The sequence below is a fragment of the Bacteroidia bacterium genome, assembly GCA_020852255.1.
Classification (GTDB): Bacteria; Bacteroidota; Bacteroidia; order JADZBD01; family JADZBD01; genus JADZBD01.
The window spans coordinates 1-17,898 of record JADZBD010000028.1; the positions used below are offsets into that span (position 1 = coordinate 1).

General features: G+C 46.1%; 16 protein-coding genes and 1 tRNA gene. 13 read left to right on the forward strand and 4 right to left on the reverse strand.

The window, feature by feature from the left end; all coding sequences use genetic code 11:
- Nucleotides 1-110 precede the first annotated feature (110 nt).
- The 9 genes from IT233_14130 to IT233_14170 all read left to right on the forward strand — a co-directional run bounded on the left by IT233_14130 (nucleotide 111) and on the right by IT233_14170 (nucleotide 9,220).
- Nucleotides 111-182 (forward strand) — tRNA-Arg (locus IT233_14130).
- A gap of 179 nt (nucleotides 183-361) precedes the next feature.
- Nucleotides 362-925: a hypothetical protein gene (locus IT233_14135; GenBank protein ID MCC7303775.1), complete on the forward strand. Its 564-nt coding sequence runs from the start codon at nucleotides 362-364 to the stop codon at nucleotides 923-925.
- 12 nt (nucleotides 926-937) lie between these two features.
- Nucleotides 938-1,513, forward strand: coding sequence for a hypothetical protein (locus IT233_14140; protein ID MCC7303776.1), 576 nt, complete (start codon nucleotides 938-940; stop codon nucleotides 1,511-1,513).
- A 12-nt stretch (nucleotides 1,514-1,525) separates the two neighbouring features.
- Entirely contained in the window at nucleotides 1,526-1,687 is a 162-nt protein-coding gene (locus tag IT233_14145; protein ID MCC7303777.1) for a T9SS type A sorting domain-containing protein, read from the forward strand.
- 16 nt (nucleotides 1,688-1,703) lie between these two features.
- Complete coding sequence (locus tag IT233_14150) at nucleotides 1,704-3,293, forward strand: T9SS type A sorting domain-containing protein (protein MCC7303778.1); 1,590 nt, start codon at nucleotides 1,704-1,706, stop codon at nucleotides 3,291-3,293.
- 78 nt (nucleotides 3,294-3,371) lie between these two features.
- Nucleotides 3,372-3,662, forward strand: a complete 291-nt coding sequence (locus IT233_14155) for a hypothetical protein (protein ID MCC7303779.1) — start codon at nucleotides 3,372-3,374, stop codon at nucleotides 3,660-3,662.
- A gap of 266 nt (nucleotides 3,663-3,928) precedes the next feature.
- Entirely contained in the window at nucleotides 3,929-4,123 is a 195-nt protein-coding gene (locus IT233_14160; protein ID MCC7303780.1) for a hypothetical protein, read from the forward strand.
- A gap of 417 nt (nucleotides 4,124-4,540) precedes the next feature.
- Nucleotides 4,541-6,190 (forward strand): sulfate permease, encoded by a 1,650-nt coding sequence (gene sulP, locus IT233_14165; protein MCC7303781.1) that lies wholly within the window; start codon nucleotides 4,541-4,543, stop codon nucleotides 6,188-6,190.
- Nucleotides 6,191-6,247: 57 nt separating this feature from the next.
- Entirely contained in the window at nucleotides 6,248-9,220 is a 2,973-nt protein-coding gene (locus tag IT233_14170; GenBank protein ID MCC7303782.1) for a DNA polymerase III subunit alpha, read from the forward strand.
- Here the strand turns inward: IT233_14170 and IT233_14175 are convergent.
- Together IT233_14175 and IT233_14180 are read right to left on the reverse strand one after the other, a co-directional pair.
- On the reverse strand, nucleotides 9,201-10,688 hold the full coding sequence (locus IT233_14175; protein MCC7303783.1) for a hypothetical protein: 1,488 nt from the start codon (nucleotides 10,686-10,688) through the stop codon (nucleotides 9,201-9,203). The genes IT233_14170 and IT233_14175 overlap by 20 nt on opposite strands.
- 74 nt (nucleotides 10,689-10,762) lie before the next feature.
- Nucleotides 10,763-11,137, reverse strand: coding sequence for a hypothetical protein (locus tag IT233_14180; GenBank protein ID MCC7303784.1), 375 nt, complete (start codon nucleotides 11,135-11,137; stop codon nucleotides 10,763-10,765).
- 119 nt (nucleotides 11,138-11,256) lie between these two features.
- Here IT233_14180 and IT233_14185 point away from each other — a divergent pair, with 119 nt between their 5' ends.
- The gene (locus IT233_14185) at nucleotides 11,257-11,835 is read left to right on the forward strand and encodes a MarC family protein (protein ID MCC7303785.1); all 579 of its coding nucleotides are present in this window, start codon (nucleotides 11,257-11,259) and stop codon (nucleotides 11,833-11,835) included.
- Nucleotides 11,810-12,316, forward strand: a complete 507-nt coding sequence (gene rnhA, locus IT233_14190; GenBank protein MCC7303786.1) for a ribonuclease HI — start codon at nucleotides 11,810-11,812, stop codon at nucleotides 12,314-12,316. The genes IT233_14185 and rnhA overlap by 26 nt, the downstream gene beginning before the upstream one ends.
- On the opposite strand, the gene IT233_14195 is transcribed toward rnhA, so the two are convergent.
- Nucleotides 12,310-14,934: a DUF3458 domain-containing protein gene (locus tag IT233_14195; protein MCC7303787.1), complete on the reverse strand. Its 2,625-nt coding sequence runs from the start codon at nucleotides 14,932-14,934 to the stop codon at nucleotides 12,310-12,312. The two genes, rnhA and IT233_14195, sit on opposite strands and share 7 nt — an antisense overlap.
- 72 nt (nucleotides 14,935-15,006) lie before the next feature.
- Between IT233_14195 and IT233_14200 the strand changes: the two genes are divergently transcribed.
- Complete coding sequence (locus IT233_14200) at nucleotides 15,007-15,501, forward strand: acetyl-CoA carboxylase biotin carboxyl carrier protein subunit (GenBank protein ID MCC7303788.1); 495 nt, start codon at nucleotides 15,007-15,009, stop codon at nucleotides 15,499-15,501.
- Nucleotides 15,502-15,576: 75 nt separating this feature from the next.
- Nucleotides 15,577-16,578 carry a T9SS type A sorting domain-containing protein gene (locus tag IT233_14205; GenBank protein MCC7303789.1) on the forward strand — a complete coding sequence of 334 codons (1,002 nt, stop codon included), beginning with the start codon at nucleotides 15,577-15,579 and terminating at the stop codon, nucleotides 16,576-16,578.
- 56 nt (nucleotides 16,579-16,634) lie between these two features.
- Here the strand turns inward: IT233_14205 and IT233_14210 are convergent, their stop codons facing one another.
- The gene (locus IT233_14210) at nucleotides 16,635-17,555 is read right to left on the reverse strand and encodes a bifunctional hydroxymethylpyrimidine kinase/phosphomethylpyrimidine kinase (protein MCC7303790.1); all 921 of its coding nucleotides are present in this window, start codon (nucleotides 17,553-17,555) and stop codon (nucleotides 16,635-16,637) included.
- Between the last annotated feature and the right edge of the window lie 343 nt (nucleotides 17,556-17,898).

Below are 17,898 nucleotides of genomic sequence, written 5' to 3' on the forward strand. Positions count from 1 at the left end.
GGTCCATGGAAATACGTGCATACGGAAAATTTTGAATTGAGAATAGATGCAATTAAAAGGGAGAAATATTTTAAAAGTGCAGCCGGAAGAAGATATTTGAGAAAAATTCTGGTCCCGTAGTTCAATGGATAGAATAGAAGTTTCCTAAACTTTTGATGCAGGTTCGATTCCTGTCGGGACTACTAGTTTATTGAATATATAATTGATTATCAATTTATTACGCTGTTTAAATTTCAATGGTTTACCCCTAGTTTACTATTCTCTTAAAATATGCGAGTCTAGGATTCTTCGTTGGTGACCCTTCTAACCTGAATTTGGTACATTAGTTCAGTTGTTTGCATCAATTCTAAAAGCCAAACCCATGAGAAAATTAGCCCCCCTGCTCCTATCCTGTTTAATACTGGTATCTAGTTATGCCCAAATTGACAAACAATTGAAAATGGCGACTTGGAAGATTGGGAAAGAAAAGATTATTTACGAAAATAAAATTACCCGACTTGAAGGGGAAAATAAATGGGGTGCGACTAATGTGGGGTATGAAAGGTATGAACAGATAATATCTGAAATTGAGAAAGATGCCGAAAGGGAAATGTGGACACCGGAAAAGAAAGCCGAAACACTTGAAACTTATAAAGAAAGTGCTTCAGGCGGTCGAGTTAGTCTTTATATTATGAGATTAACAATCGATGGGGCAAATACCGATATGTTCACAGTAATTATTCGAGACTCGACTGATAAAAACGAGATATATCGAAAGGAACTAAAAAGCTCAGTCCCAGAAACACCTTCAACTAGCACGGGAAATTATTGGTGGAATTATTCTACTGTTCATATCCCTAATGCCATGAAGGGCAAAATCTTTATTTATGTAATAGATAAACTTGGACGGGATAATGCAAAATTCAAGTTTGAGATTAATATTTAAATGTCCTTTCCAATGTGTGATAGAAAATCAACTTTCAAAGCGTTCTTCTTATTATCCATTTTATCTACAGTGATTTCAGCCTGTGAGCCTTCAACTAAGGAGCAGGAAGAAGAGAGACTCTTAAACGACACAAAGAGTCTATTAGCTCCCAAAAGAATCACTTTTTGTGATAACGAATATTGGGACAATAACATCGAATTCAAATTATCATTAATTAAAAAGTCTGAAAAAGGAGAATTTCAGTTTAAGGACGAATACGAAATGGAAATTATAATTGACTACACTGGACCTGATACTATCAAAGGATTAAAAATGGAGCTACATGCGAGGGATTTATATGGGAAATTTGCCTTCTTTGGAATCATGATGGATGCGAGAGATCTAACACCAAATAATCAGTACAGACTTAAATGGAGAAATATTGAAGCGATTCCCTCTACAGACTTTCTTAATACAGAGTCGCTTGACGCTGGCATCACTCCGGAAGGAATTAAAGAGTACAATCTCGATAAAAACAATATTAAAATTGGATGGAAACTACTAGATGCTGTAGATGTTCACGGAATTGAATGTGATCATTTTTATTAGTATGATGTTCATATTTTTAATATTCAAGGTGAAAGTCTTGGAGCTTTACCTAATCTTTCAAACTCAGAACAAATCATCGATCTTTCAGATAAACCTGCCGGCATCTATTTTGTGAAAGTTACAGGTTCGTCAGGTGAATTAATTGCCTATCAGCGAATAATAATAAAAAAGTAAATCAGTATCTTTAGAGATGCGATTTTTCTTGGTCATTTTTTTTGGGATGGTTCCTCTGGCAGTGTTTTGCCAGTCTTTTCAATTTCAACGAACGTTTGGCGGTCCTTTGGCGGAGAACGGGAGGATTATCCGGACCAATGACGGGGGATATATGCTCTTTGGGAATTATCCTTTATCACAATATTCCAGTGATCCGTTAGATACATATGATGTTATTCTAACAAAACTTGACTCTAACGGATCCATATTGTGGAGCAAAGCATTCACAGGACTAGGCGGATCGGTCGACTATGCCGGAGATATCCTCCAGACACGGGACGGCGGATATCTTCTTTCCCTGACCCTGTTTGCAAATTCTCCACAACAAAGTTTCCCCATTGTTAAGCTAACCGCCCAGGGAAATATTCAATGGATGCGCGAAAATCTGGGGTCTTCGATCATTGAAATGAATAACGGATATGCCTTCGGAAGTTCCATACGTATTTCCCGCACCGATTCGTTGGGGAACATCCTTTGGACCAGGCATTATCCTGAAGGGTTTAATTCATTTCAGAAAACTCAGGACCAGGGATTTGTTCTTGCCGGGGGAACATTAGCATTTTCTTCAGGCGGTCCGGGAGATCGGGATATTCGAATAGCTAGGATTGATTCTTCCGGAAATACTATGTGGTCAAAGACTTTTGGAACGCCATCCTCCGATGAAACTTCCTATGGTGTATGCCAAAGCCAGGATGGGGGATTTGCTCTTATTGCAAACACAAACTATATACAACAAACCGGCTATGGCGACATTGTTTGCATTAAATTGGATGGAAGCGGAAACATGATATGGATGCAAACTTATCCCTCTTCAGGCGGAATTACCTGGGCTGGAAAGATCATTGGAACATTGGGAGTAGCTGGATATGTTATTCTTGGTCATACCAGTGCAACATTTGATGGAATCCCGGTTGTTGGAACCCGATCATTTGCATTTAGAACAGATCTTAATGGAAATTTCATATGGGGAAGACTTTATGGCGACACCGTAACACCATTTACCACCGATTGGTTAAAGCATGTACAGCAAACGGTTGATGGGTTCGTTTTTTCTGGATTCACAGAATCGTTGGGTGTTGGGAACTCTCCAGACACTTGGATGGTTAAAACCGATGCTTTAGGCTTTTCTGGCTGTCATGAGAGACCGATTTCCCCAGGCCAGCAGATCCCGCCTTTCACCATCGGAAACGGGATGCAGGATACACAAATAGTAATTAGTTCCAATATTCCCTCATATACCATTTTCTCTTATTTATCAGTACCTCCGACTGCTTCATTTTGCTTTTCCGGACCGATTATCACTTCCTTAACGCTAGATGACGCAAAAGGTTATTCGGCGGTGTTTCCAAATCCATCCTCCGGGATAATACATTTTAACCTGCCAAATGAAGTTGATTTTGCCAATTGGGAATTGTTGGACATCCGGCTTTCAGTTGTTGAGCATGGCAATGTTCTTCCCGGCTTCCAATCAATTGCCATTTCTCCTTCCTTACCCAATGCAGTCTATTTCTTTCGGCTGCAAACCGAAAGGGATACCCACATATTCAAGATTATCCTTAACCGCTAAGTTAAACTTCGCACCCAATGAATTGTATGACTGAACAACTTTAAAATGACTTCATATCTTTCATCAAATCCATAAAGTATGAGCCAAGAAAAATATGTTAAAGTAATATTCAGAAAATGGTGCGGGTTATTTCAGTTTCTTTTGCTTCTCTGCCCTATCCCAGTTTTGTCTCAGGGCGATATCGCCAACACACATCCCCCGGGATTATGGGAGAATAAAGTTTCTCTAATACGGATCATCACTCCGCGTTATGATTCCACGACTAAACGCGAAATAGTTTATACGGCGATCAAAGTAATCCAGCGTCCTGATAAAACAGCGCCACAGGTAAAACCGAAAGACAGCACAGAATTTATTGCGCGTACCTGATCTTCAACAAAAAGGGTCACTTGGTCTGCGATTCTGATGCCGCAGGGGACTATTCTCAGCACTTCAAGTATGACAATGCCGGCAAAATCATAGAAAATATAAGAACCGGTGGTGATGTCGATACCATAGTCTGGGAGCGAAAAGATAATTCGGTTCAATGCTTTCAATACAGTGTAAAACACCGGAGGCGACCATACCTTACAATAAATGAAAATGAAAAAGGTGAACCACTGAAATTTTTTGTCCGCAATATTGAAAAAAATTGGGTGCCTTATAGTGATTATCTCTACAATTCAGCCGGACTACTTACGGATGAAATATATTATCATGTCGTAACTGGAAAAGTGGCTATGCATTACAAATACGAGAGTGATAAATCAGGCTTATTCAAACGTGTAAGCTATACGAGTCCATACGAGCCATCGTGGATCAGCGATTATGATTACGAGTATTATAAATAACACCTAACGCGGGATAACCCAAAAAGGGTAAAACTCGGCCCAAAGGCACAATCCAATAATAATTTTTTGCCTTTTTTCATCCCGGTTCGTTTCCCACAAATCATGCTTCACCTTCGCTTCACCAGACCGTGGCAATTTTACGTATTCACTTAGGGATCAGAGTGTTAAGGAGGAGTCAGGGATTCCTGTCGGGACTACCAGGAGGGAGAAGTCGGATGTTGAATCCGACTTTTTCTTTTCATGGGCGGTAAGTTTACTCTGTTTCATCTGTACGGGAAATGAGTCGCCGAGGTATCGGTGTTTTAGCTGAGAGCAGAGATTCTTTTCGATAATTTACGCCTTTACCGGATGACGATACCGGAAGGGTAGTTCCCCGGATTTTATACCTTAGATTTCACGTTCCACTTTTTTGAAAAGATGTTTACGCCAAAATTATTTGTAACGCTGAAGAACTATAAGCGTGAACAGTTCTTTAAAGACCTGGTTGCGGGATTGGTGGTGGGTGTGGTGGCGCTTCCCCTGTGTATCGCGTTTGCCATTGCCTCCGGTGTTTCACCTGAAAAGGGACTGGTTACGGGGGTGATCGGTGGATTTTTTATTTCCTTTCTTGGTGGCAGCCGTGTACAGATTGGCGGCCCTACCGGGGCATTTATAGTTATCGTGTACGGTGTGGTTCAGCACTTCGGGATAGACGGACTGATTTATGCCACTTTCTTAGCAGGAATTATGCTGATTATCATGGGACTGGTCCGAATGGGGTCAGTGATCAAATTTATTCCCCACCCCCTCATCGTTGGTTTCACGAGTGGTATTGCCGTAATCATTTTCTCCTCTCAGATGAAGGATTTTTTTGGACTTCAAATGGGGGATGTGCCTGCGGATTTTTTGGCAAAATGGCAATCCTATTTCAGAAATATTCAGTCGGTGAATTATATTTCGGTAGCCATTGCTGCCGGTACGGTTCTGCTCTCCGTTGGATTTCCGGTAATCACACGAAGAATTCCGGGATCACTCGTGGCCATTGTGCTCGCTACCGCTGTGGTAAGTATGTTTAATCTGAATGTAGAAACTATCGGTACCAGATTTGGCGAGATCCCCTCCGCTTTTCCGGTACCTCATATTCCGGACTTTGATTTTTCCACCATTCAAAACCTGATCCAGCCTGCATTCGCCATCGCATTGCTCGGAGGAATTGAATCGCTCCTTTCCGCAGTGGTTTCTGACGGAATGATCGGAGGAAGTCATAAATCAAACATGGAACTGCTGGGACAGGGTGTGGCCAATGTTTTTTCCGCCCTTTTCGGAGGTATTCCCGCAACCGGAGCAATCGCACGTACAGCAACCAATGTTAAAAACGGAGGCCGCACACCGGTAGCAGGAATAGTGCACGCACTTGTGCTTCTGCTTATCATGCTGGTGGCCGGAAAGTGGGCCACCCTCATTCCCCTTTCCTGCCTTGCAGGAATTCTGGTAGTGGTCGCCTATAACATGAGTGAGTGGAGATCTTTCGCCGGAGTGCTCAGAACCTCAAAAAGCGATGGAGCGGTTTTGCTGGTCACCTTCGGACTCACCGTGTTTGTAGACCTTACCATTGCCATTGAGATCGGAATGGTGCTGGCGGCGTTTTTATTCATGCACCGAATGACTCAGATATCCAATGTGAATATTGTAACCTCCGCCATGTCGGATGCAGATGATGAGAAATCAATTAACCGGTATCAGGTTCCTCAGGGTATAGAGGTCTTTGAGGTCACAGGTCCCATGTTTTTTGGGGCGGCGTACAAGTTCAAGGAATCACTCAAATTGATGGCAAAGGATCCCAAGGTGCTTATCATACGTATGCGGCAGGTGCCTGTGATCGATACTACCGGAATTCATACGCTCGAAGAAGTATTCAGGCAATCAAAGAACCGGGGAATCAAATTCGTACTCTCCGGAGTGCAGCCCGGCATTGTTGCCGAACTTGAGAAGGCACACCTCGTGGAAGAATTCGGAAAGGAGAATATTTGCCTTGATATTGACCATGCCCTGGCCCGGGCGAAGGAAATCATACGTGAGCAAGCGTAATTTCCCCATTTTGTAAAAACATTCCCCCTGCGGGCAGTTCTACCTTTGGGAAGCGCCATGCTCCTCAACTGCCATACGTATTACAGCTTCGGATACGGAACCCTTTCCATCCGCGAACTGATGGAAGAAACGCAGGTACGCGGGTACGAACGTTTCGTACTCAGCGATATCAATAATACTTCGGCCGTGCTGGAAACTATGCGCAGGGCAGGGAAGAGCGGACAAACCGTGATCCCCGGGACCGACTTCCGAAATAATATCGCACAGCAATATGTGGGAATCGCACGGAATAATGAGGGTTTCCGGGAACTGAACGAACATCTCTCTCTGCATTTGCACCAGGATCTTCCCTTTGAACCCATCGCTCCCGCCTTCACTAACGCTTTTGTGATTTATCCGGTGAAAGCCTGGAAGGGCCAAACCCTCCGGGATCACGAATACATCGGGATATCCGCCCGCGACCTCCCGCATTTACCCTTTCATCCCGCGTTCAAGCTCCGCCATAAACTGGTGGTGCTGCAGTCGTTCAGTTTTTTGCACAAGCAGCATTTCAACGCGCATCGCCTGCTCAGGGCTATTCACGAGAATACCCTTCTCAGTAAACTTCCCCTGACGCAGCAGGCCGCAGATGGAGGGGGCCGGCTGATGACCATGCCGGAATTGCTCAGGGCGTTTGAGGCCTTTCCCTATGTGATAGAGAACACAGAGCGATTACTGAATGAATGCAGCGTAGGATTTGAATTCGGAAAGCTGGCCAACAAAAACCTCAGGTTTTATACTTCTTCCCATGCTGAGGATATGGAATTACTGCGTCGTGAATGCATGGCCGGCTTGCATTACCGTTATCCGCAGCCTTCGCGGGAGGTGCACGAACGAATCGAAAAAGAACTGGAGGTGATCAGTAAAATGAATTTCGCATCCTACTTCCTCGTCAACTGGGATATCGTACGGTACGCTCGCCACAAAGGATACTATTATGTAGGAAGAGGAAGCGGCGCCAACAGCATTGTGGCTCACCTGCTGCGCATTACCGATGTGGATCCGATTGACCTCGATCTTTATTTCGAACGCTTCATCAACCTGTACCGGAGTAATGCGCCCGATTTTGATATTGATTTCTCCTGGACCGACCGCGATGATATGACCAGGTATATTTTTGACCGTTTCGGCAGAGAACGCACCGCCCTGCTGGGATCGTATAATACCTTCCAGCATGACGCGGTGATACGGGAACTGGGAAAGGTTTTCGGACTCCCTGCCTCGGAAATAGATAAACTGCAGTCACCCGGTGGCCATGCGCAGGCGGATGATCTCGGAAAACTTGTGCTCCGCTATGCGGCCCTGCTGCGCGGGTTTCCTTCTCACCTCAGCATCCATTCCAGCGGCATCCTGATCTCCGAAAAACCAATCACAGAATATTCTGCAACATTTCTTCCCCCAAAAGGCTATCCCACCACCCAATTCAGCATGCTGGAAGCCGAAGACCTCGGCTTGTTTAAATTTGATATTCTCAGTCAGCGCGGACTGGGAAAGATCAAAGATTGCCTGGAGATTATAAAAAAGCAGAGGGGAATAGAAATCGATGTACACAACATTGAACCGTTTAAGAAAGATGAAAAAGTAAAAGCACTTCTGCGGGAAGGTAAAGCCATCGGTTGTTTTTATGTGGAATCTCCGGCCATGCGCATGTTATTGACTAAACTGGGAGCAGATGATTACCTGCGTCTGGTGGCCGCAAGCTCTATTATTCGTCCCGGTGTTTCAAAAAGCGGCATGATGCGCGAATACATTGTACGATTCCGGGAAAAACGTTTGCGGGAAAAAGCCCGGGCAGAATTGCCGGAACTTTACGACCTGCTGGAGGAAACCTACGGGGTAATGGTATATCAGGAGGACGTGATCAAGGTGGCGCATTTATTCGCGGGGCTCACCCTGGCAGAGGCGGACCACCTGCGGCGGGGCATGTCGTGGAAGTTCAGAGAGCGAGACGAATTTTTTAAAGTGGAGCAACGCTTTTTTGAAAATTGCGCGGCACGGGGACATTCCCTTACGCTGGTGAAACGGATATGGGAGCAGATCGAAAGTTTTGCCAATTTCGCGTTTTCGAAGGGGCATTCTGCCAGTTACGCGGTAGAGAGTTTTCAGGCCCTGTATTTAAAAGCGCATTACCCGCTGGAATACCTGGTGGCCACCCTCAACAACGGAGGAGGTTTTTACAGGAAAGAACTGTATGTTCACGAGGCGCGTATGCACGGCGCAAAAGTTGAAGCGCCCTGTGTGAATGAAGGCACGGATACCTGCACCATACGGGGGAATATTATTTTCCTGGGACTGGAATTGATTGCCGGACTTGAAAAGGACACGCTTCATGCCATCCTGCTGGCGCGGGCGCAGGGCTTCTTTAAAGGAATGGAGGACTTTGTTAAGCGGGTGGGTCCTTCACTGGAGCAAATGCGCCTGCTGGTACGTGCGGGGGCACTGCGGTTTACCGGAAAAGATAAAAAGCAACTGCTCTGGGATATTCACAATTATATTACTTCCGGAAAGAAAGTTGAGCCGGGCGAAGAACTATTCGAATCCGAATACAAACACTGGCATATGCCGCCCTTATCCGGTTTCCGGCACGAAGATGCGTACGATGCAATGGAATTGCTTGGTTTTCCCCTCTGTTCCCCCTTCGAACTGCTGCGCGACCCCCCCGGAGAAGAAATCAGCGCCGCGGAATTGAAAAAGCAGGTGGGCCGAAGAGTCAGCATCACCGGTTACCTCATCACCATCAAATATACCGGCACTTCTGGCGGAGCACGAATGTACTTCGGAACTTTCCTGGATCGTAAAGGAGAGTGGATTGACACAGTGCACTTTCCACCCTCCGCCGGAGCCTATCCCTTTTCAGGACCGGGTTGCTACCGCCTGCAGGGAAGAGTAGTGGAGGAGTACGGGTTTTACTGCCTGGAAGTTGATGCTATGGAACGGCTGGCGATTACGGACCGGGCCTCGGCGGAGGTCATCAGTCAAACCGTATCTTAACCATGTAGAAGATTGTTTTTTTCTTCTTTTTCCCCTTTTCATCTTCCTGCTTTACACGCTTGGTACCAAAGGCTAAAAAATAGTTGCCAAACCAGTATTCTGTATTCACGTTGCCGGCCCACTTGAGTTTTTCATTTTCGTCGAGGAACTCAATCTTGCCAAGGTCTTTTTCCTTGTACTCACCGTCCTTAATGGCGAGCGATTTGAACTGTGTGCCTGTCGTAAAAATCAGCTTCAGCTCATCCTTTTCCACCACCTTTTTTACAAATTTTTTGTGATAAAAGGGTTTGTAATCGAGCCACATTTCAAAGCAGAAATCCCAGGTTTTTTTCCCGGTCTTATCCATCCCGATCACAGTAGAGTGGGTGTACTGGTATCCGTCAAAAACCTGTCGGGTGGTGGTAGTGGGCTTCCCGTTTATATAGGTAGTGGTAGTTTCAGTACGGTAGGTGGGATAGTAACATTCTCCGATATAAACGTATTCACCGTTGAATTCAAATACCGGGTGGTCTACCACCAGTGCGTCTACGTAGTCTGTTTCTCCCTTTGCTTTTTTCTTCTGGATCTTTTTATCCATTTTGTCTTTCCTGCGCTTACTCAGATATTCCGTAAAATTTTTCAGATCTGTAAAGGAATTGTACTGGATGAACAGCTGTTCTCCTTTCATAAATTCTGTAATGAAGATACCGTTCGCGCCCGCATCGCGGTCCGAGGAGTAGGTTCCGGAAATGATGTAATGTTCTTTACCCAGCCAGGTGAGGGAGGCACTCAGGGCCCGGCGCTGGGGATCTTTCGTGATCTTAAGCGGTTCACCTTCGGGAGTACCGTGATCATCAAAAACAGAAAGTTCAATCTGCCGTTTTTTTTTGTCACCGAATTCAATAAGAACGGCAAGTTTTTTTTCTTTTTCCAGCACCTGCAGGTTCTCAATGGACATTTTTTCCGTTGCGTGAGGAAGTTGCATGTTCACACCCTGACCGCTTTCCAGGTCAATCTTAAGCAACACAGCCTGTTTTTTGATATACCCCTTGATAAAGGCGCTGTTGCCCAGAATCTCCATGTCGCCGCCCTGGAACTTAGACGGAAAAGTTCCGGGAACTGATTTGGAACTGCCGCTTTTTACATCATAGGAAACAATCTGGAAGGCATTCTTTTTACCAAGAAACAGGTAGTAAACGGTTCGCTTATCTTCGGTCACAAAGGACTGATCATAGTAATGTTTGTCAGGAATCTGGAAGCTGCCGGATTGTTGTTCTTCCAGATTGGTATTGAAGCGTGTAACGTTCCAGTTACTGCCCTTGCCTTCAGTTTCCACTTTTCCGTGCAGGAGCAGGCCAAATTCCCCTACCAGTGTGGTATAGTCGCGGCCTTCTTCATCGGCTTCAAAATCTTTTCGTTGTTCTTGTTTTACCTGGGCGGTTCCGCATAGCGCAGCGGCCAGGAGGAAGAGGAGGGAAATCTTTTTCATGCCCGAATATATGGCAAATAAAAAACCCCGGAAATGATCCGGGGCCTTTTATAATGAATTGGAATAAGGACTGTTTACTTTACATGCTTGGAAATGGCTTTTGCCAGTTCGAACATGCTGATTTGTCCTTTGCCACCGAATACAGGCTTCAGTTTTGCATCGGCATTGATCATGCGTCTGTTCTTCTTGTCCTGAAGGTTGTTCTTACGGATGTAAGCCCAAATCTTCTTCACGATCTCTGTACGTGGAATTGCCTTGCTGCCTACTACTTCTGCAAGTGTAGAGCTGGGGGTCAGAGGAGCCATGAACGCTGCGTTGGGCTTGCGTGCAGACTTCTTTTTAGCTGCAGGCTTTTTCTTTGCTTTTTTTGCCATTTTTTGAATGTTTTTTTTAGTGGCATAAAGATAGACTAAAATTGAGTTCTCCAAGCGAAAAAGTGATTTTTTCATTGGGAAATCATATTAAGTTATTCACATTTCATTGGGAAATTGTTGAATTCAACCCGGTTTTCCCTCGGAAAACCGCCTTTTTCCCAATGGAAAACAGCTTAAATACTACCTTTGCCCCTATGGAATTCAACATAAAGGAGATCGCCACCGTGTCTATGATCCTGTTCGCGGTCATTGATATCATCGGCACCTTGCCCATTTTACTGGATATGAAGTCGAAAGTAGGGGAGATTCCCTCTATGAAAGTGACCCTCGTCAGCGGGGCTATCATGATCTCGTTCATGTTTGTGGGAGAGCGCATCCTGAACCTCATTGGGATAGATGTTCACTCCTTCGCCATTGCGGGTTCATTTATCCTGTTTATTATAGGTATGGAAATGATCCTCGGGGTTCGTTTCTTTAAGGAAGAGAGCGGCAATACGGCCTCTATTGTGCCTATCGCCTTCCCGCTCATTGCCGGTACGGGAACCCTTACCACCCTGCTTTCTATGATGTCTGAGTACCGTCTGGAATCTATTTTTATTGGCATTTTCCTCAATCTGGTCATTATATACGTGGTACTTCGTAATATGTACCGTCTGGAAAGATTGCTGGGCCAGGGAGGAATCAATATCCTTCGTAAGGTATTCGGGATCATTATGCTGGCCATCGCCATCAAGCTGTTCACTTCCAATGCCGGAATTACCCTTGGCAAGTAATTCACAAATCATCATCTATACCGATGGGGCAAGCCGTGGGAATCCCGGGCCCGGAGGCTACGGTACTATTTTAATGGCGGGAACCCACCGGAAGGAGTTATCGGAAGGGTACCGGCTCACCACCAACAACCGGATGGAGTTGCTGAGCGTAATCAAAGGACTGGAAGCCCTCAGGAAACCTTGCCAGGTGATCATTTATTCGGATTCCAAATATGTTGTAGACAGCGTGGAGAAGGGCTGGGTCTTTGGCTGGGAAAAAACCGGATTTAAGAAGAAAATGAACCCTGATCTATGGAAAAGATTTCTGATCGTCTACCGCCGGCATAAAGTGAAATTCCATTGGGTAAAAGGTCATGCGAACAATCCCTTCAATAACCGCTGCGACGAATTGGCGGTGGAAGCCGCCCTGGGGCATGATCTCCGTGAGGATGAAGGCTACCAGGCTTCCGAAGAAAATAACGCCTCTGAGGGGCTTTACTGAATCAAACTATTGTAAATCACAGTCAGTTTTTCTGCCATCAGACGGGCGGATTCATAATCGGCTTCCATTTTCGCTATACCCGGGGCGTTCGGGTTGGTTTCTTTAATACTTTTCAGCTTTCCCTGGAGATTTTCTGCCTTTTCCTTGTAATACTTCGCCAGGTCGTTCACCCCCTTCTGACCAAAATACCGCACCCACTTGCTGCTTTCGGTCTTCGCAACCTTTTCAAACACCGGAATCCCTTTTAATACTGTTTCATCGCTGCAGCGTTTAAGGAATTGTACATAGGTATTCAGAAAGCCGATGTTACTGAAACTTTTGAACTCAGGGGCAACCTTTAGGAAAAAATCATTTTGGGAATCGTCTCCGTATTCGGCATATAATGAAGCAATGCTGATCAGCAAGCCGGTGTTTTTTTCACCTTCCAGGCCTTTGGCAAGGTTCATCCCATCCTTGGGGTCCACCTTAGTGATACCGCGCAGGCCCTGCCCGATCACGGCGTAACTCGGATCCTTCATGGCGGTTTTGAACACTTCCAGCACGGAGGCATCCCCGTAGTTTTTTGCCAGAAACTCTACCGCTTCCGCTCTCACGGAAGCTTTTGGATCGTTCTTGGCAAGGTGGGTGATCTTTTCGCGTAACAGGTCCTTCTTGCTCCCCAGCAATTCCTTGCAGAATCTGATGGCGTCCTGCCGGATAGACCAAAAAGGATCGTTCAGCGCTGCAATAATCACTTCCTGGCTCAGCGGATCGCCCGGACGCTTATTCAGCTCCTCCATTGCCAGATTGCGCTCCCACCATACCTTACCGTTGCGGTACATAAATGCGTATTCGGCCACACTGAAATTCTCCTTACGTGTGCACAGTACCGCCTTCTCCGGATCTACATTTACCCAGTCAGGACGTGTACTCATGTCAAACACAAAATCCTGCTTTTGTTTGTCGAGCACAATGGATTTACGTTCCATCTTCCCACCTGAATAAATGTCTACATACATTGGAATACGGAATACAGGAACCTTTTTCACATCTTGTGTCTGACGGATGGTTACTGTATATTTCTTGGCGGATTCATCGTATAGGTGGGTAATCGTGAGATCGGGATGCCCGGCAGAGAGAAACCACTGGCTGAAAAACCAGTTCAGATCTTCACCGGTGATCTCCTCGAAAGCAAGCCGCAGATCATGGATCTCAACGGACTTGAATTTGTTCCGCTCCAGGTAAAGCTTAAGGGAAGCGAAGAAGGCATCGTCTCCTACGTACTTACGCAGCATATGCAGAACCTGCCCGCCTTTGTTGTAAGAGTGCCCGTCGAACATGTCCTCCTTATCTTCATAGTCGAACCGGATAAGCTCCTCTTTCTTACGTGTGGATTCGCTGATGTAGCCGCTGTAACTTTCAAAATGGTGCAGATCAGCGGCATCTCTTCCGCGCTTATGTTCCTCCCACAGGTATTCACAATAGGTGGCGAAGGATTCGTTCAGCGGAAGATTGCTCCAGGATTCGCAGGTTACAAGATCACCGAACCAATGGTGAGAAAGTTCGTGGGCGATGATATCTTCTCCGTCGCGGTCCAGTAATTCCCGGGTGGTTCTCTGGATGAACTCGCCGAAAATGGTGGCAGAGGTATTCTCCATGGCACCGGATACATAATCCCGCACCGGTATCTGGGAATATTTATCCCAGGGATATTCCACACCCAGCACCTTGGAGAAGAAGCTGATCATTTCGGGGGTGTTTCCGAAAATAGCTTTGGCGTGGGGCTCATATTCCTTCTCCACATAGTAGTTCACCTCCATTTCCTTTCCGTTGGATCGTTTCCAGAGGTCTTTCACCACTGCGTATTCACCGATCGCCATCATGGTCAGATAGGGAGCATGCGGCAGCTCCTGTTTCCAGTGGTCGGTACGGGTACCATCCGAATTTTCTTTAGAGGAAATGAGCAGCCCGTTGGAGAGCGTGACATATTTTTTTTCTACCGTGATGTAAATCTCCTGGCTTTGCCGCTCATTCGGACGGTCAATGGTGGGAAACCAGCAGGATCCGGCTTCCGTTTCGCCCTGCGTCCAGATCTGCCTGGGTTTGTTGGGATCTGAACCGTCAGCATTGATGAAATATAATCCCTTATCGCTGGTAATGGCTCCGCTGCCTCCTTTGGGTAGTTCATCCGGCTTCGCAGTGTATTCAATGTACACGGAGTATTTATCGAGACGGGTGTATACTCTGTCCAGTTTAATGCGAAGGTATTTTCCGTCGTAATTATACAGCAGTGATTTTACTTCGCTTCCTCCAAGAGACACACTCTTAATGTCGAATCCTTTCGCGTTGAGAATCAGTGAATCGGACGGATACCAGTAAGGTGAACAGGTGAGCAATGCCTTTCCGTTCAGGTATTTTTTAGACCAGTCGAAAGAAACGTCCAGCCGGGTGTGGAGGAGATCAGTATACCTGGTTACCGATGCCCTGTATACCGGTGCCGGTTTGTCCGGAAGAATCGTTACTGTATCAAGCAGAATATGCGGATCGCGGATATCCGTGTTGGATGTCTGAACCGGCTTTTTAGTCTTGCAGGCTGCAAAAAGAGCCAGAATCAGGAGTGGAAAATACAGCGCTTTCATACAGTTATGAATGGGGCGATAAAGATGGGAAAATTCCCAGCCACCCGCAATTATTCCTTAATTTAGCAAACCATGAAGATTATATCAGGTACAAGGGAAATGCGTCTGGAACTTTCCGGGGGCTTTCTCACGGAAGGGAAAAGGAAACTGTCCTTTGAACACCTGGTGGTGAAGGACGGCGTTTTTCAGGTTTTGATGGATGGGAAATCCTATTCAGTGGAGTTACTCCGGCATGAGCCGGCCGAAAAATCATTTGTTCTCCGGATCAACGGTAATAAATACACTCTTCAGCTCAAGGACAAGTATGATGAGCTTTTACACAGCCTGGGGATGGATGCTGGTGCAGGCGGAGGAATAAAAGAGCTGAAAGCTCCCATGCCCGGACTGGTGCTCGATATCCGTGTGAGTGAAGGGCAGGTAATTACCAAAGGAGATGGTGTGGTAGTGCTGGAAGCCATGAAAATGGAAAATATACTCAAGGCCGCAGGGGAGGCCAAGGTGAAAAAGGTGCATATCAAAAAGGGCATGACCGTGGAAAAGAACCAGGTTTTGGTCAGTTTCGAATAAAATCATTGCAACGTTTTACGGGAAATTTCTGTCTGATGTATAACAGACAGTTTTTAACCTTAAAACAACCGTTCTATGAAAGTCTTTTTTACTCTATGCGCAGCTATTTTTCTTTCCGCATCTGCTTTTTCTCAATGCCAGGCGGTAGCTACGGCCCAACCCTCTACATCATGCAATCCCTGTAATGGAGTAGCCATTGTTTCAGTTTGGGGCGGATCTCCGCCGTATACCTATGTATGGGCTCCTTCCGGGGGCAATCAGCAAACGGCAACGGGGCTTTGCGCGGGTACATACACAGTAATAGTTACCGATGCACAGGGATGCGTAGCCACTGCAACAGCAACGGTTACATCCATGGGAGGTGTAATGGCTGCGGCACAATGTACACCAGCACTTTGTAACCAGCCGGGGTCGGCATTTGGAATGGCAACAGGGGGTACTCCTCCCTACACCTATTTGTGGACACCATCGGGTCAGACAACTCAAAATGCCACCGGATTACAATCAGGGTGTTACACAGTAACGGTTACGGATGCGGGCGGATGTACAGCTTCTGCCAGTTGCTGTATAACGGTTAGCAGTGGTCCGGCACTTTCTATTCAGAATGTGATCAACGCGAATTGTCCGAACTGCAACGGTTCTGCCACAGCTATTGTCAGCGGCGGATCTGCACCGTACACTTTTGTGTGGTCAAATTCTCAGACAAACATGACAGCTACCTCCCTGTGTCAGGGAACATACACCGTGTTAGTTACCGATGCCCAAGGATGCACAGCCTCCGCCACGGTGACCATTGGCTGTATCACCGGACTGGATGATGAAGACGTGAACGGGCAGGAGCTATCTCTTTTTCCTAATCCGGCACATTCCGCACTCTTCATCTCGGTACTCAATCACACGGGAGAAGTAAAGGTTGAAATTTATACAGTGATCGGAGAGAAGGTGCTTAGTTCCAGCATCCTCGTTGGTGCCGGAGAATCAGAATGGGTGAATATTTCTTCTTTACGGCCCGGCGTTTACCTGCTGAAGATTCAGAAGGGAAGTACCAGCTTGGTAAAAAAGTTCCTGAAGGAATAACCGCCCGGCCACATCGGCCCAACTGCGCCAGTCAGGCGGGCCCGCGGTGAGAGCTATCACACGAGGCTGATATCAAATTGCACGAGGTCGATGAACTCCTGAACACGTTCGTCGACCTCGTCTTTTGTGAGGTTCACCAATCGTTCCACACCGAACTTTTCAACACAGAAAGAGGCCATAGCGGATCCGAAGATAATGGCCCGCTTCATGTTCTCGAACGAAATATCTTTGGATTGTGCGAGATAGCCGGCGAATCCTCCGGCAAAGGTATCACCTGCGCCTGTGGGATCGAACACATCCTCCAGGGGAAGGGCAGGAGCAAAGAACACTTCTTCTTTATTGAAAAGAAGTGCGCCGTGTTCGCCTTTTTTAATAATGAGCACTTTCGGACCCATCGAAAGAATTTTTTGAGCGGCCTTAACCAGGGAATATTCATTGGATAGCTGCCGTGCTTCGGAATCATTGATGGTCAGTACATCAACCATTTTAAGGGTGGCCATCAATTCCTCCCATGCGCTGTCCATCCAGAAATTCATAGTATCCAGAATGATTAGCTTCGGACGTTTTCTTAACTGCTCCATTACCCGTTGCTGCACTTGCGGCATCAGGTTTCCCAGCATAAGAAAATCGCATTCCTGGTAATGTGCCGGCAGCACGGGATCAAATTCTCCTAACACATTCAGTTCGGTAACCAATGTATCCCGCGTGTTCATGTCGTTGTGATATTTCCCGCTCCAGAAGAAGCTTTTCTTTCCCTGTTTGATCTGGAGTCCATCGGTGTTTATACCGTGATCCTTGAACAAGGACAAGTGCGGGGTAAAGTCATCTCCGATCACGGAAACGAGATTGATGTTTTTTGTGAAATAAGAAGCAGCCAGTGAAATATAGGTGGCGGCACCTCCGATTATTTTATCTGTTTTCCCAAATGGGGTTTCAATGGCGTCAAAAGCAACGGTACCAACAACGAGGAGTGACATGAGATGGGTTTAGAGGGCAAAGATAGAAAATAGGGGGGTTTAAAACTCGTCTTAAGTTCCCTTCACCTTTTTGGCAAGCTCACTGCTCTTCACTGGCTTCTCGACCGGTGCCGTAAACAATAAATAAAACAGCCACGCATGCGTGGCTGTTTTATTTACGCTCCCCCAAGTGTAGAGATTTCCAAAGAACTTGAGGAAAGCGTAAGGAAGATCTACTGGAAATTCCGCTCAAATAGACCCCAACATTCCGCTTTAAACTGACCCCTCATAGTTGACTGCATTTTTGAGCTGATAAATGATCTGTTTTTGTTGTTACAGCTAAGTTAGTTTTTTTCTGTTTCTA

Excerpts from the sequence above, each read along its gene's own strand:
- IT233_14135 (MCC7303775.1), top strand. The coding sequence starts at position 362 with ATGAGAAAATTAGCCCCCCTGCTCCTATCCTGTTTAATACTGGTATCT.
- IT233_14140 (MCC7303776.1), top strand. The coding sequence starts at position 938 with ATGTGTGATAGAAAATCAACTTTCAAAGCGTTCTTCTTATTATCCATT.
- IT233_14150 (MCC7303778.1), top strand. The coding sequence starts at position 1,704 with ATGCGATTTTTCTTGGTCATTTTTTTTGGGATGGTTCCTCTGGCAGTG.
- IT233_14155 (MCC7303779.1), top strand. The coding sequence starts at position 3,372 with ATGAGCCAAGAAAAATATGTTAAAGTAATATTCAGAAAATGGTGCGGG.
- sulP (MCC7303781.1), top strand. The coding sequence starts at position 4,541 with ATGTTTACGCCAAAATTATTTGTAACGCTGAAGAACTATAAGCGTGAA.
- IT233_14170 (MCC7303782.1), top strand. The coding sequence starts at position 6,248 with ATGCTCCTCAACTGCCATACGTATTACAGCTTCGGATACGGAACCCTT.
- IT233_14175 (MCC7303783.1), bottom strand. The coding sequence starts at position 10,688 with ATGAAAAAGATTTCCCTCCTCTTCCTCCTGGCCGCTGCGCTATGCGGA.
- IT233_14180 (MCC7303784.1), bottom strand. The coding sequence starts at position 11,137 with ATGAAAAAATCACTTTTTCGCTTGGAGAACTCAATTTTAGTCTATCTT.
- IT233_14185 (MCC7303785.1), top strand. The coding sequence starts at position 11,257 with ATGGAATTCAACATAAAGGAGATCGCCACCGTGTCTATGATCCTGTTC.
- rnhA (MCC7303786.1), top strand. The coding sequence starts at position 11,810 with ATGCCGGAATTACCCTTGGCAAGTAATTCACAAATCATCATCTATACC.
- IT233_14195 (MCC7303787.1), bottom strand. The coding sequence starts at position 14,934 with ATGAAAGCGCTGTATTTTCCACTCCTGATTCTGGCTCTTTTTGCAGCC.
- IT233_14200 (MCC7303788.1), top strand. The coding sequence starts at position 15,007 with ATGAAGATTATATCAGGTACAAGGGAAATGCGTCTGGAACTTTCCGGG.
- IT233_14205 (MCC7303789.1), top strand. The coding sequence starts at position 15,577 with ATGAAAGTCTTTTTTACTCTATGCGCAGCTATTTTTCTTTCCGCATCT.
- IT233_14210 (MCC7303790.1), bottom strand. The coding sequence starts at position 17,555 with ATGTCACTCCTCGTTGTTGGTACCGTTGCTTTTGACGCCATTGAAACC.